The organism is Sorangium sp. So ce1335 (assembly GCF_051521615.1).
Lineage (GTDB): Bacteria > Myxococcota_A > Polyangia > Polyangiales > Polyangiaceae > Sorangium.
Genome location: NZ_CP150363.1, coordinates 10,402,057 through 10,415,328, shown reverse-complemented (window position 1 = coordinate 10,415,328; position 13,272 = coordinate 10,402,057). Strand labels below are relative to the sequence as shown.

The window sequence follows — 13,272 nt, the reverse complement described above, 5'->3', positions numbered from 1 at the left end:
CTCAGCACAAACCTTGGCCGCTGGCGGCGCCGGTGCGAAGATCGCGCCGTATGCTCCGCTCGGGCGTCCAGATCGCACGGTTCGCTGCGCTCCTCTCCGGGGTCGTCCTCGCCGCCTGCGGCGGCAACCAGCACGCGGGGGCCGCCGCGTTCTGGGAGGGAGGCAGCGTCGAGCCCTCCGCGCCGGCGGAGCAGCAGGAGAACGCGAAGCAGAAGGCGCCGCGGCGGGCGTTCGCCACGCCCGACGACTACGGCGGCGCTCCCTCCACGCCGCAGGAGCGGGCGTCCGCGTCCTGGGTCGGCGTGCGGCACGATCTCGCGCTCGCGAGCGCCGCGGCGCCAAGGGAGCGCTGCAGCTGCCTGGCCGTCGAGGTGGGGGAGGCCCGCGATCCGAGGTTCCAGTGGGCGGCCGGCGCCCCGGAGACCGGGGCCGACACGCTCGCCGTCGCCCTGAGCGCGCGTGGGGTGTCGTGCCCGGGCGGCCCTGCCGACGAGGAGCGCCGGCGGCCGTCGATCTCGGCGGTCGATCAGGAGGGGAACGACGTCATCATCGAGGTCGAGGAGCTGCCGCCCGGCCGGCCGCTCGCGACGGGCGCCGTGATCCCGAGGCCGGCCCCGGGCGGTGCGATCTACGTGAAGGCGCGGAGCGCCGCGGTGCCTTACGCGCGCGCCGCCGGGGGCGCGCGCTGCAAGGTCTACTGAGCCGGTCGAGGCTCAGTCGGCGGGAGCGCCCGCGCAGATCCAGTCGGTGATCGTCTTGAGGTCGGCCGCCGGCAGCGGCGAGCCCGGCGGCATGGCGATCTCGTCGGGGTCGCACAGGTCGACGTCGTTCAGCTTGTTCATGAGGTAGCTGCTGCTCGGCATGAACGGCACGACGAGCGCGTGATCGCTGGAGCACGCGTTGGCGCTCTGATTGACGAGCGAGCCCACCGCCGCGGCGGCGCGGAGATCGAGCCCGCCGGCCGGCGTCGTCGGGTTGCCATGGCAGAACTGGTTCGCGCAGCTCCTCTCGAGGATCGGCTGGACCTGGGCGAACGTCGCGGTGTCCGGTCCGCAGGCGGGATCGACCGGAGTCCCGCCGCCCTCGCCGCCCGTGCCGGCGGAGGTCGTCGTCGTGGTGGTGGTGCCGCCGCCCTCGCCGCCCGTGCCGGCGGAGGTCGTTGTCGTGGTGGTGGAGCCGCCGCCCTCGCCGCCCGTGCCGGCGGAGGTCGTTGTCGTGGTGGTGGAGCCGCCGCCCTCGCCGCCTGTGCCGGCGGACGTCGTTGTCGCGGAGGTGGAGCCGCCGCCCTCGCCGCCTGTGCCGGCGGACGTCGTTGTCGCGGAGGTGGAGCCGCCGCCCTCGCCGCCTGTGCCGGCGGACGTCGTGGTTGCCGAGGTGGAGCCGCCGCCTTCTCCGCCCGCGCCGCCCTCGCCGCCGGCGCCCGTGCTGCTGCTCGTGGATGCGCTCGAGCTGCTTGCGACCGAGCCTCCGCTGCCGTTGACCGACACGATGGAAGGCCTCCCGCTGCCGTTCCCGCAGAACCCCCACATCGTCGAGGCGCCCGGAGCCAGCTTGCCGTTCCACTCCTTGCTGCTGGCCGTGAACTGCCCGTCCGACGGGGAGACATCCACGACCCACGCGTGGCCAAACGTCGAGCCGTTGAGCCCGACGACCATGCTCCAGCCGTCGGTCTCGGCGGTGCCCTTGTTGGTGACCGTCACGTTCGCGCAGTAGCCGGTTGCCCAGTCCGACGGGAGCGTGAGCAGGGCCTCTACCGTGCCGTCAGGGCTGAGCAATCCGGAGCGCAAGGTGTCGCTGTGCTCGTCGCCGGACGTCCCCGGGCTGCAGGCGAGAAGAAAGCATGCGAACGAAGCGGAGAGGGTGCCAAGTAAGCGAGTGGTGCGCATCAAGATTCTCCAGGTCAGTTCGGCGGGGTCGCAGGCTCGCTCAAGGTAGATAAGTGAATCCGCTCGCCTGCGACCCATGCCGCTTCATGGGTTTGAGTTCGTCATTCCCGACCAGCGCTCGAACGATCACGGATGTGACCGCCAGCGGGTGCTGGTCGCGCGGATGATGATCGTCTCCCTCGACGGTATCGGCCGCGTTGAACGCGGCTGTCCCCGCCGGTTCATGCTGGCCGTGTCGATCATCGACTCGAAATCGGCACGATATCGACATGCGTTGCACGTCCTATGCCGTGCCGCATGCATGGCGATGGATTCATGAACGATGCCATCGCGCGCAGGCGCCTGGGCGCGATGGCATCGATCATGAATTCACGCTGGAGCGGCTCGAATGCGTCGTTCGAATCCCATCGGAGATTTCCGGTAACGCGTTCCGAAGATCGTCTCTGATTCTATGATGATTCCGTGATGGGCACGAATATGAACCACCGAGGCACAGAGGTCACAAGAAAATGTTGTTGAGCCCGCTGTTTCCTCTGTACCTCGGAGGTTTCCTTCTTCTGTGAGCCAGGGACGAGCCTGGCGACGCGGCGATAGTGGCCCTTCGAGATGCTCCAGGAGGGCGCGGTGCTGCTGATGTCGAGTCGATCCGGCCTCACTCGGCGGGAGCGCCCGCGCAGATCCAGTCCGTGATGGTCTTCATGTCGGCCTCTGACAGCGAGCCGCCCGGGGGCATCTTGATCTCGTTGGAGCCGCAGAGGTCGACGCCCTTGAGCTTGTTGATGAGGTAGCTGCTGCTCGGCATGAATGGCACGACGAGCGCGTGCTCGCTGGAGCAGGAGCGGGCGTCCTGATTGACGAGCGCGCCGACCGCCGCGGCGGCGCGGAGGTCGAGCCCGGCGGACGGCGCCGTGGGGCTGCCGTGGCAGTACTGGTTCGAGCAGCTCGCCTCCAGGATCGGCTGTACCTGGGCGAAGGTCGCCGTATCCGGCCCGCAGGCGGGATCGGCCGGAGGCGCGCCGCCGCCGCCCGCGCCGCCTGTTCCGCCGCCCGCGCCGCCGCCGCCCGTGCCGCCCGCGCCGCCGGAGCCTGCCTCGGTGCCCGCGCCGCTGCCGCCGGAGCCTGCCTCGGTGCCCGCGCCGCTGCCGCCGGAGCCCGCCTCGGTGCCCGCGCCGCCGCCGCCGGAGCCCGCCTCGGTGCCCGCGCCGCTGCCGCCGGAGCCGCTGCCGCTCGCGCCCGCGCCGCCGGTGCCTGCGGTGGTGGCGCCGCTGCCGGTGCCTGTCGTGGTGCTGCTCTGGCTGGAGCTGGCGGCGTCGCCGCCGCCGGTGCCGAAGTTGTCGTTGACGTAGTCCTCGATGGCGTCAACGGAGCAGGCCGCCGCGGAGAGCCCGATGGCCATGCAAAAGACCAGTCGAAGCGAAGCGTTATAGTAAAGCAAGGTGCCTCTTCAAGGTGTTGGCCGCGCGACGTTCGCCGCGCAGGCGGTTCACAGAGAGATTAGAAAGCATGAGGGCGCACACGATGCAATGCGTGATGGCGGGCAAACCGATCACTTTATGCATGTCATCACTGCAATGCAATGGCATCGTTGGAATATGGTGTGTTCCTTGTCTCCTGATCGTGGTGCGTGCACGGGGGATGCTGTCGTATACTCAGATGGGTTTCACATCCTGGTGGGGTGGGTAAAATGCCAGTATGGTTTGAACCCAAGGCCTCGCCATGGCGCTCGAATGACGGCCAATTGAGCAGGCGGGGCCAAGAGAACCGCGCGGATCGAAGGAATTTTCTTCCTGTCCAGTGCCGCTATTGTGTCCTGGGGTTATTTTTCCGGGACAGCCGCGCTAGATCGATGTCTACAGGACGTATGCTGTTGACGCGGGTCGTGATCTCTTCGATTCTGCTGAGCGATCGAGGAATAGGCACTGCAACATTCCGGGCGGCCTCGATCCATCGGGCTGCCACGGAACGTCGATGGAGCGCACCGAGCGCATTGGCCGGCGTTCGTCTTCTGGTTGCGCTCCGGCGTCCGGTCCTCGGAGAGGGGGGGCGTCGCGCGATGCGGCGGCGGGCCGAGTCGGTGCCCGGTTCTGCGGTGGCTCACGCCCTCGGAGAGGGGGTTCGTCGCGCGATTCGGGTACAGTCCGAGTCGTTGCCCGGTTCTACGGTGGCGTCAGGCCCTCGGAGAGGGTGTTCGTCGCGCGGGGTGGGGACGGGCCGATGTCTGAGCCCTCATGACGTCCTGTGTCCGGCGTGCGCAGCACGACGGGCGCAGGACGTCCGGGCGAGCTCGGCGGGGCCCCACCCCGGGCGACGAACACCCTCTCCGAGGGCCGTGCTGTCTCGGAACACCCTCTCGTGCCCCGGGCAAGTCCAGCCGGCGCTGTACAGAAAGGCGAGGTCTACCCCGCGAGCGCCTTCGACGAGAGCAGCTCTCCCGGATCCCGCTCGGCGATCTCCGCGAAGCGCGGCAGGTCCGCGAGCCGCCGCGCCGTCGTCGCGCTGGTCTCGGCGTCGCGCTCGAACGCGATCGCCCGGCTGAGCCCCTGCTTCGACACCCCCCGGAGCAGCGCCGGCGAGTGCGTCGTCGCCACGATCTGGCACACCGACGGCCGCGCCGCCCCCTCCAGGAGCTGCGCCAGCACGCCGGCGCGCTCGGGGTGCAGCCCCGCGTCGGGGTCCTCCACGAGGAGCAGCGAGCCCTCCGGCGCCGTGAGCACCCCGGCGAGCTTGCCGAGCACCCGCAGCGCGCCGTCCGGCAGGCTCGGCGCCGGGACGCGCGCGCCGCCCTTCTCGACGAGCACCATCATGACGTCGCCGAGCCCCGTCTCCGCAAACTCGATATCGTCGATCTCCGGCGCGAAGATCGATCGCACCCAGCCGAGCACGTCGGCCTTGTGATCGGCCTCCTGGCAGAGCCAGCGGAGCACCGCGGAGAGGTTCTGACCGCCGGCGCCGAGGTTCTCGATCTCGTGCGGCACGTATCCCCTCATGCGCGAAGGATCGATGTCGATGGACAGCGTGCTCCGCATCGCGACCTGAAGCGCGTTGCAGAGCGCGATGACGTCCGCGAGGCTCACGTCGTCGCCGCGCCCGCGGTGGTGCTCGATCTGCCCGAGCAGGCTGCGCCGCGCCGGGTTGCGATCCATCGACGCGATCCGCATCGAGCGGCCCTTCTTCGACGCCGCCTTCAGCGCGCCGCCCGCCGCGAACCCCTCGATCCCCCGCAGCGCAGAGGTCGTCGTGTCGAAGAGCAGCCCCCCGGCCGACCTCGCCTCGAGCGACTCGTGCTCCACGATCACGTCAGGCTCGACCTGACACGTGATCTTGTGTGTGAGCTCCTCCTTCCCGATCGCCCACCGGCTCTCGATGGTGAACGATTTGGCGCCCCTGTGCGTGGCCCCCTGCGTGCCGCCGCGCAGCCCCGGCCACACCTCGCGCCGGCCGTCGACGCGGCCGCGGAAGACGTCGCACAGGGGGAGATCGAGCCCGACGCCCTGCAAGAAGCGCAGCGCGTCGAGGAAATTGCTCTTGCCGGAGCCGTTCGGCCCGAGCAGCAGCGTGAAGGGGGAGAGCTCCACCGTTTGATCGGCGAAGCTCTTGAAGTTCTTGAGTCGAATGGATGTCAGCATGCCTGGCCGCCCGAGGCATCCATGTAGCCAGGCGGCCAGCCGGATGTAAAGCGCCGACCGATCAGCGGAAGTCGATGAGCTCGATGTCGAACACGAGCATGCCGGCCGGGGCGCCGGGGCGCGTCGGCTTCTCGCCGTAGGCGAGCTCCGCGGGGATCCAGAATCGCGCCTTCTCGCCTTTCACCATGAGCTGTACGCCCTCGGTCCACCCCTTGATCACGCCGCCCACAGGGAAGGTCGCCGGCTCGTCGCGCACGATGGAGCTGTCGAACATCTTCCCGTCCGTCGTCCACCCCGTGTAGTGCACGGTGACGCGGCTCGTCGGCTTCGGGTGCTCGGTGCCTGTGCCCTTCTGGAGCACCTGGTAGGCGAGCCCGGAGGCGGTCTTCTTCGCGGTCTTCGGCGGCGCCTTCACGTCCGCCGGCACCGGCGGCGGCTTCGGCGCGGGCGCGAAATCGAGCAGCTCGACGTCGAACACGAGCATGCCGGCCGGGGCGCCCGGGCGCGTGGGCCGGTCGCCGTAGGCGAGGCTACCGGGGATCCAGAGGCGGCGCTTCTCGCCCTTGCTCATGAGCTGGAGCGCCTCCGTCCAGCCCTTGATCACGCCGCCCACGGGAAAGGTCGCCGGCTCGCCGCGCAGGACGGAGCTGTCGAACATCTTCCCATCCGTCGTCCACCCCGTGTAGTGGACCGTCACCTTGTCGTCGGGGCCGGGGTGCGCCGGGTCCTTGCCCGGCGTCAGCACCTTGAACGCGAGGCCCGACGCCGTCTTCTGCGCGTCCGCTGGCGGCGCGGCCACGTCGGGCGGCGCAGGCACGCCGGCGGGCTCTGCGGGCGCCTGCTGCGCGGTGGGCTCGGCGGTGGGCGCCGCCGGCGCGGCCGAGGCGGGCGGCGGGGATTCGGCGGTCGGCGGCGAGCTGGGCTTCTGGTCGCAGGCCGCGAGAGGGAGGGTGAGCAACGCGAGGAGGAGAGCGCAGCGCTTCATGCGCGGCTTCATAGCTCGTCCGCCGCCGAGAGCCGGTATTTTTGGTGACGTGCGCGCCGGGTCATGCGCCTTCCGTCGGTCGCGGATCCACTCGGCCGCTGGCAGCCGTCGCCGGCGTTCGAGGATCTCGACCGGCCTGCGCGGAAGGTCTAGCGTGCCTTCCGCCATGGCGAGATCGATATACTTCTTCGGCGCGGGGCAGGCGGACGGGGACGCACAGCAGAAGGAGCTGCTCGGCGGCAAGGGCGCTGGGCTCGCCGAGATGACGCGGCTCGGCATCCCGGTGCCGCCGGGCTTCACGGTGACCACCGAGGTCTGCAATGCCTATGTGGCCGCCGGCAGGGCGCTCCCCGCCGGTCTCGAGGACGAGATCAGGGCGGCGATCGGTCGGCTGGAGTCGCTGGTCGACGCGAAGTTCGGGAGCGTCGAGGCGCCGCTGCTCGTGTCGGTCCGCTCGGGCGCGCGCGCGTCGATGCCGGGAATGATGGATACCATCCTGAACCTCGGCATCAACGACGCGATCGCGCGCGGGCTCGCGCGGCGCACCGGGAGCGAGCGATTCGCGCTGGACGCCTATCGGCGGTTCATCCTGACCTATGCCGATGTCGTGCTCCGGGTGCCCCGCGACCGCTTCGACGAGGCGCTCGGCCGCGCGCGCAGGCAGGCCGCGGCGAGGCTCGGCGTCGACGCGACGCGCCTGAACGCCGCGGAGCTCGAGCGCAAGGTGCCCGACTCCCTGCTCGACGCGGACTCGCTCGCGTCGCTGATCCAGCAGCAGAAGGACATCGTGCGCGAGGCGGCGGGGCGGCCGTTCCCCGAGGACCCGATCGAGCAGCTGACGGGCGCGATCCGCGCCGTGTTCGACAGCTGGAACAACCACCGGGCCCAGGTGTACCGGAAGATGCACGATATCCCGGAGGCCTGGGGGACGGCCTGCAACGTCCAGGCGATGGTGTTCGGCAACCTGGGCGACGACTCCGGCACCGGCGTCGCGTTCACCCGCGATCCGTCGACCGGAGAGCGGCGCTTCTTCGGCGAGTGGCTCCCCAACGCCCAGGGCGAGGACGTCGTGGCGGGGGTGCGCACGCCGCACCCGCTCTCGAGGTCCGGCGCGGGCGGCGAGCCCGGCGCGGGCGGCGACGACGACGCGGACTCGCTCGAGGCGCGGATGCCCGAGGTGTACGCGAAGCTCGTCGAGGTGCAGGCCCGGCTCGAGCAGCACTTCCGCGACATGCAGGACCTGGAGTTCACGATCCAGCGCGGCGAGCTCTTCCTGCTCCAGTGCCGCACCGGCAAGCGCACCGGCCGGGCGGCCGTGCGCATCGCGGTCGAGATGGCCCGCGAGGGGCTGATCAGCCAGCGCGAGGCGATCTTGCGGGTCGATCCGGGCTCGATCGACCAGCTGCTCCACCCGAGCATCGACGAGGCCGCGCCGAAGAAGCTGCTCGCGCGCGGCCTGCCCGCGAGCCCCGGGGCGGCGACGGGGCAGGTCGTGTTCAGCGCCGACGAGGCGGAGCGGCGCGCCGGCCAGGGCAAGGCGGTGATCCTCGTGCGCTCCGAGACGTCGCCGGAGGACATCCACGGCATGAAGGCGGCGCGCGGCGTGCTGACGGCCCGCGGCGGCATGACGAGCCACGCGGCCGTCGTGGCCCGGGGGATGGGCAAGAGCTGCGTGGCCGGCTGCTCGGCGATCAGCGTGAGCCAGGGCCAGATGGCGGTCACGATCTACGACGACCACGGGCACGCGACCGGCGCGATCACCGTGAAGGCCGGCGACGTGATCACGCTCGACGGCGGCAGCGGCAGGGTCTTCCTCGGGGCGGTGCCGACCGTCCCGGCGGCGATGAGCGGCGAGCTCGAGGAGCTCATGCGCTGGGCCGACGCCGTCCGGCGCATGCGCGTGCGGTCGAACGCCGACACGCCCCACGACGCCCGGACGGCGCGCAACTTCGGCGCGGAGGGCATCGGGCTGTGCCGCACCGAGCACATGTTCTTCGACGAGGAGCGCATCCACGCGATGCGCGAGATGATCCTCGCCGAGGACGAGGCGGGGCGGCGGCGCGCGCTCGCGAAGCTGCTGCCGTTCCAGCGCGGCGATTTCCTGGGTGTTTTCCGGGAGATGGCCGGCCTGCCGGTGACGATCCGGCTGCTCGATCCGCCGCTGCACGAGTTCCTGCCGCAGGACGGCGCGCAGCTCGAGCAGCTGTCGAAGACGACGGGGGTGAGCGCGCAGGAGCTGCGGCGCAAGAGCCAGGAGCTCGCCGAGTACAACCCGATGCTCGGCCACCGCGGCTGCCGGCTCGCGATCACGTCGCCGGAGATCTACGAGATGCAGGCGCGCGCCATCCTCGAGGCGGCGTGCGAGGTCGCGGCGGCGGGCATCGAGGTGGAGCCCGAGATCATGATCCCGCTCAGCATGACCCGGCGCGAGCTCGCCATCGTGCGCGGGCTCGTCGAGCGCGTGGCGGAGGAGGTCTTCGCCGAGCGGGGGCGGAGGGTCGATGTCCGGCTCGGGACGATGATCGAGCTGCCGCGCGCCGCGATCGTGGCCGGCGAGCTGGCCGAGGAGGCGGAGTTCTTCAGCTTCGGCACGAACGATCTCACGCAGACGGCGCTGGGCATCTCGCGCGACGACGCGGGCCGGTTCCTCGGCGCGTACGTCGAGGCCGGCATCCTCGCGAAGGATCCGTTCCAGTCGCTGGACGTGGCCGGCGTCGGGGCGCTCGTGGAGATCGCGCGCGATCGCGGGCGCGCGGCGCGGCCCGGGCTGAAGCTCGGCGTCTGCGGCGAGCACGGCGGCGACCCGCTATCGATCGCGTTCTTCGAGCAGGCCGGGCTTGATTACGTCTCTTGCTCGCCGTTCCGCGTGCCCGTCGCTCGCCTCGCCGCCGCGCAGGCGGCGCTCGCGGCCGGGCCGTCGAGGGGTCCGCGCGCGACGGACTGAGCATCTTCCATCTCCGGACGTCTCCAGAGGACAGCGCGACATCCGTTCTCACGAGCGTGCTTTGGCGCGCTCACGAGTGAGCTTTGGAGTTTCGCCAAGTCTGCTAAACCAGGAACCTCGCTGTTCACCGCCGGTGTCTGGCCGGGCGCGCGCGTCGCGCCGGGCCGCCTCACCGCGCGCAGGCGACTGGAGGTTTCATGCGTCATCTCGGCGTCTCCTCTGCGCTCCTCGCTTTTCTGGGGGCCGCGGCCTCGGGTGCTTTCGTCGCGGTCGGCTGCAATGCCTCGGGGCCAGATCCCGGCGCGGGCGGCGCGTCGCCTGGCGGCGGCGGGGCGGGCGGCGACGGGGGTGACGGAGGCGGCGGCAGCGGCGGCGGGGGCCTCGATCCGGGGGACCCTCCGGGCGGGTTGATCCCGCCCGGCGACGACGCGGGGGTCGTCGACGCGGCGGTGAACCCGTGCGGCACGAAGTGCGGCCCGGAGGAGCTCTGTGATCTCAACCACCTTGGGTTCGACGACGACTGCGACGGTCAGGTGGACGAGACGTGCTCTTGCATCGCGGGGCAGGCGCGCGGGTGCTTCATGGGTGATCCGTCGTACCTCGCGGCGGAGGGGTGCTTTCCGGGCACCGAGCTGTGCAACGAGATCGGCGTGTGGGGGCCGTGCCTCGGCGGCCGGCACGCGACAGAGCAATGCTTCAGCGAGAACCCCGCGGGCTGTCACGCGCTCCAGGCGCCGCCGTTCGCCGACGTGGACCTGAAGGAGGGGACAGGCACGTTCAGCGCGGACGCGGAGCCCGGGTCAGAGACCTGGACGGTCGTTTGCCCGACGGGCATCGATCCGTGTCCGGCGGTGTCCGGAGCGAGCCCGGCGGATGACTACAAGCCGCTCCAGTCGGGAGAGTACAAGGTCGTCTACACGAAGCGGCTCGCGGACGGCACGACCGACTCCTGCGAGTATGCCCTTTACGTCGGCGCGCCCGGCCTGCGGGTCGAGCTCGAGTGGGAGCACGACCTCGGGGGCGACGGGGTGGATCTCGATCTGCACCTGCACCGGCCGGGCGCCATGGATCCGTGGCGGGTGGCCGGCTCGCCGAGCGACTGCGGTTACAACAACTGCACCGTGGATACGCTGGCGTCGGACCCGGAGATCCTCTGGTTCAGCGACACCGCGACGCCGCCGGAGCCGGTGCGCTGGTACGCGGATCCGGTGGAGGCGAAGAACACCTGCTATCACGCGCCCCGCGGCGCCGGGCAGGCGTGGCGCGATCTCGGCCGGGGGTGCCACAACCCGCGGCTCGACATCGACAACATCACGTGCGACCCCGCCGTCACGGATCCGAACAGCGACAACTTCTGCGCGCCCGAGAACATCAACGTGGATTTCCCGCCGATCGGGCAGTGGACGAGGATCGGCGTCCACTACTACTCGAACCACGGCCAGAGCTACGCGGTCCACCCGCGGATCAAGATCTTCTGCAACGGCGCCCTCGGGGCGGATCTCGGCCCGACGGGGTTCCACGACCCGGAGGCGCCCGTCACGTTCGCGGCGAGCGACGGGAGCGTCCGGTACTGGCTCGTCGCCGACGTGGCGTTCGTCGACGGCGGCGAGTGCGGCGAGGACACCTGCGTTGTGAGGCCGCTCTACGCGGACGAGACGATGAAGACCCCGCTGCTGACGACCCGGTCGTCCGTGGAGTCGAGCTTCGGCCCGGCGTACCCGCCGTCGCCCTGACCGGCGGGCGCGATCCAGGGGCCGCAGCGGGGCTCCGGGGACCGCGGCGGCCACGGGCGCGCCTCCGGAGGGACGGGCGCCCGTGGCCGGGCGCGCCGGCGCTTTACAGGCGCGGCGGGGCGGTGCACGCTACCGACATGGGCATCTTCGACCGGATGGGAAAGGTCATCTCGAGCAACGTCAACGCGCTCCTCGACAAGGCGGAAGATCCGAAAAAGTCGCTGGATCTCATCGTCGAGGAGATGAAGGACCAGGTCCGCGCGGCGCGGAAGGAGCTGGTCGACGCGGTGGCGGCCGAGAAGGTGCTGCGCAAGAAGGTCGACGAGCTCGACGCCGAGGCGGAGAAGTGGGAGAAGCGCGCCGAGCTCGCGCTGAAGGCGAACGACGAGAAGCTCGCGCGCGAGGCGCTCGTCCAGAAGAAGCGGGTCGTCGGCGAGCGCGACCGGGCCGAGGCGATGCGCGCGGAGCAGCGCTCGGCGGTCCTCTCGATGAAGGCCGAGCTCGAGCGCATGGAGGCCAAGCAGGAGGAGTTCCAGGCGCGCAAGGGCACGCTCGCGGCGCAGATCCAGCAGAGCCGCGCCGGCGGCGGGGCCGAGGGGCTCGGGGCGCGGGGCGGCCAGAGCGCCTTCTCGGAGTTCCGGCGGATGGAGGAGCAGGTCGAGGGCCAGGTCGCGCAGGTCGCCGCGTCGCGCGAGGTGGAGGAGGCGATCTCCGGCGGCGGACTCTCGGCGGCCGAGCTGGAGGCGAAGTTCGCCCAGCTCGAGCACGGCCGCGGCAGCGCGAGCAGCGCCGGCGCGGACAGGCCCGGGGGCTCGGCGGTCGACGATGAGCTCGCCGCGCTGAAGAAGAAGATCCGGATCGGGTCCTGAGCGCCGCGCGGCGGGCGGCAGGGGCGCGCGCTGCGCCCGCTGTCGCCGGCTGGATCCACCGCCGCCGGCGCTCCTCGGGCGCCGGGGCTTCGACCCCCTCGAAGCCGAGAAGCAAAGCAGACAGACAAGGCCGAGCGAGCAGCGCCACGGGATGGTGCGGGTCCTTGGCTCATGCGCTCACGCGCTCACGCGGTGGCGAGCGACCGCGGAGGTCGGGCGCCGCGGGCATCCGGGTCGATTCCTTGCGTGCATGGTGCTCACGTCACGCTTTCGTGGGTAACTTCCATCCGTAACGGAGAGCCGAGGTGCACATGAAATGGAGCTCGATTGTCTTTCTTGGATGCTTGCTGGTGGCCTGCGGGGACGATGACCCCAACCCCGGGGCCGGCGGCGCGGGCGGCAACGCCGAGGGCGGCGGGGGCAACAGCGCGGAGGGCGGCCCGGGCGAGGGCGGCAATGCGGAGGGCGGCGGCCCCGGCGAGGGGGGCAACGCGGAGGGCGGCGGCCCCGGCGAGGGGGGCAATGCGGAGGGCGGCGGCCCCGGCGAGGGGGGCAATGCGGAGGGCGGCGGCCCGGGCGAGGGCGGCAATGCGGAGGGCGGCGGCCCCGGCGAGGGCGGCAATGCGGAGGGCGGCGGCCCCGGCGAGGGCGGCGGCCCCGGCGAGGGCGGCGGCCCCGGCGAGGGGGGCAATGCGGAGGGCGGCGGCCCCGGCGAGGGGGGCAATGCGGAGGGCGGCGGCCCCGGCGAGGGCGGCGGCCCCGGCGAGGGCGGCGGCCCCGGCGAGGGCGGCGGTCCCGGCGAGGGCGGTGGTCCCGGCGAGGGCGGCTTCGATTCTGTCGAGCTCGCGATCGCCTCCGACGAAGACGGCACCTCAGGCTGCGCGACGTTCTTGAACGGCGTCTGGGGCGTGGACGAAACCGAGTTCTTCGAGGGCGAAGCCACGAACTACGCGTGCGCCCTGGTGCCCGTGCGGGTCGACGGGGACGCCTACTGGATCACGTCCCGCGATTTCGGGGGTGAAATCGATGGGTACGACCTGAACTACAGCTCGCTCTTCACCGACGCGCGGATCGAGGAGACGAGCGCATCGCTCGTGCTCCTCGACAGCGCGTTCGCGCCGATCTTCGCCGGCACGATCAACGTGACGTCGCTCACGGACGATAGCGTCACCCTGTCCATCGAGTAGAGCTCGCCGTTCGAGGCGGGTCGGGCCGCGCGGCCGCCCGGG

10 protein-coding genes are annotated in these 13,272 nt (G+C 71.5%); 6 read left to right on the top strand and 4 right to left on the bottom strand.

The genetic code is table 11. The annotated features are described in order from the left end of the window. Window positions 1-50 precede the first annotated feature (50 nt). Window positions 51-701, top strand: coding sequence for a hypothetical protein (locus tag WMF24_RS38905; protein ID WP_437732507.1), 651 nt, complete (start codon window positions 51-53; stop codon window positions 699-701). Window positions 702-713: 12 nt separating this feature from the next. Here WMF24_RS38905 and WMF24_RS38900 read toward each other — a convergent pair whose 3' ends face one another. After that, complete coding sequence (locus tag WMF24_RS38900) at window positions 714-1,787, bottom strand: cellulose binding domain-containing protein (protein ID WP_437732506.1); 1,074 nt, start codon at window positions 1,785-1,787, stop codon at window positions 714-716. 175 nt (window positions 1,788-1,962) lie between these two features. Between WMF24_RS38900 and WMF24_RS38895 the strand changes: the two genes are divergently transcribed. Beyond that, on the top strand, window positions 1,963-2,205 hold the full coding sequence (locus tag WMF24_RS38895; RefSeq protein ID WP_437732505.1) for a hypothetical protein: 243 nt from the start codon (window positions 1,963-1,965) through the stop codon (window positions 2,203-2,205). Window positions 2,206-2,538: 333 nt separating this feature from the next. Here WMF24_RS38895 and WMF24_RS38890 read toward each other — a convergent pair whose 3' ends face one another. The 3 genes from WMF24_RS38890 to WMF24_RS38880 form a co-directional block, all read right to left on the bottom strand. Then, window positions 2,539-3,282: a hypothetical protein gene (locus WMF24_RS38890; RefSeq protein ID WP_437732504.1), complete on the bottom strand. Its 744-nt coding sequence runs from the start codon at window positions 3,280-3,282 to the stop codon at window positions 2,539-2,541. 1,000 nt (window positions 3,283-4,282) lie between these two features. Continuing rightward, window positions 4,283-5,512, bottom strand: coding sequence for an AAA family ATPase (locus tag WMF24_RS38885; protein ID WP_437732503.1), 1,230 nt, complete (start codon window positions 5,510-5,512; stop codon window positions 4,283-4,285). A gap of 61 nt (window positions 5,513-5,573) precedes the next feature. Continuing rightward, window positions 5,574-6,497, bottom strand: a complete 924-nt coding sequence (locus tag WMF24_RS38880; RefSeq protein ID WP_437732502.1) for an FKBP-type peptidyl-prolyl cis-trans isomerase — start codon at window positions 6,495-6,497, stop codon at window positions 5,574-5,576. Between the two features lie 166 nt (window positions 6,498-6,663). Here WMF24_RS38880 and ppdK point away from each other — a divergent pair, with 166 nt between their 5' ends. The 4 genes from ppdK to WMF24_RS38860 all read left to right on the top strand — a co-directional run bounded on the left by ppdK (window position 6,664) and on the right by WMF24_RS38860 (window position 13,230). Beyond that, window positions 6,664-9,441 carry a pyruvate, phosphate dikinase gene (ppdK, locus tag WMF24_RS38875; RefSeq protein ID WP_437732501.1) on the top strand — a complete coding sequence of 926 codons (2,778 nt, stop codon included), beginning with the start codon at window positions 6,664-6,666 and terminating at the stop codon, window positions 9,439-9,441. 197 nt (window positions 9,442-9,638) lie between these two features. Beyond that, complete coding sequence (locus WMF24_RS38870; RefSeq protein WP_437732500.1) at window positions 9,639-11,174, top strand: hypothetical protein; 1,536 nt, start codon at window positions 9,639-9,641, stop codon at window positions 11,172-11,174. A gap of 122 nt (window positions 11,175-11,296) precedes the next feature. Next, window positions 11,297-12,043 carry a PspA/IM30 family protein gene (locus tag WMF24_RS38865; protein WP_437732499.1) on the top strand — a complete coding sequence of 249 codons (747 nt, stop codon included), beginning with the start codon at window positions 11,297-11,299 and terminating at the stop codon, window positions 12,041-12,043. A 350-nt stretch (window positions 12,044-12,393) separates the two neighbouring features. Next, on the top strand, window positions 12,394-13,230 hold the full coding sequence (locus tag WMF24_RS38860; protein ID WP_437732498.1) for a hypothetical protein: 837 nt from the start codon (window positions 12,394-12,396) through the stop codon (window positions 13,228-13,230). The last annotated feature ends 42 nt before the right edge of the window (window positions 13,231-13,272 follow it).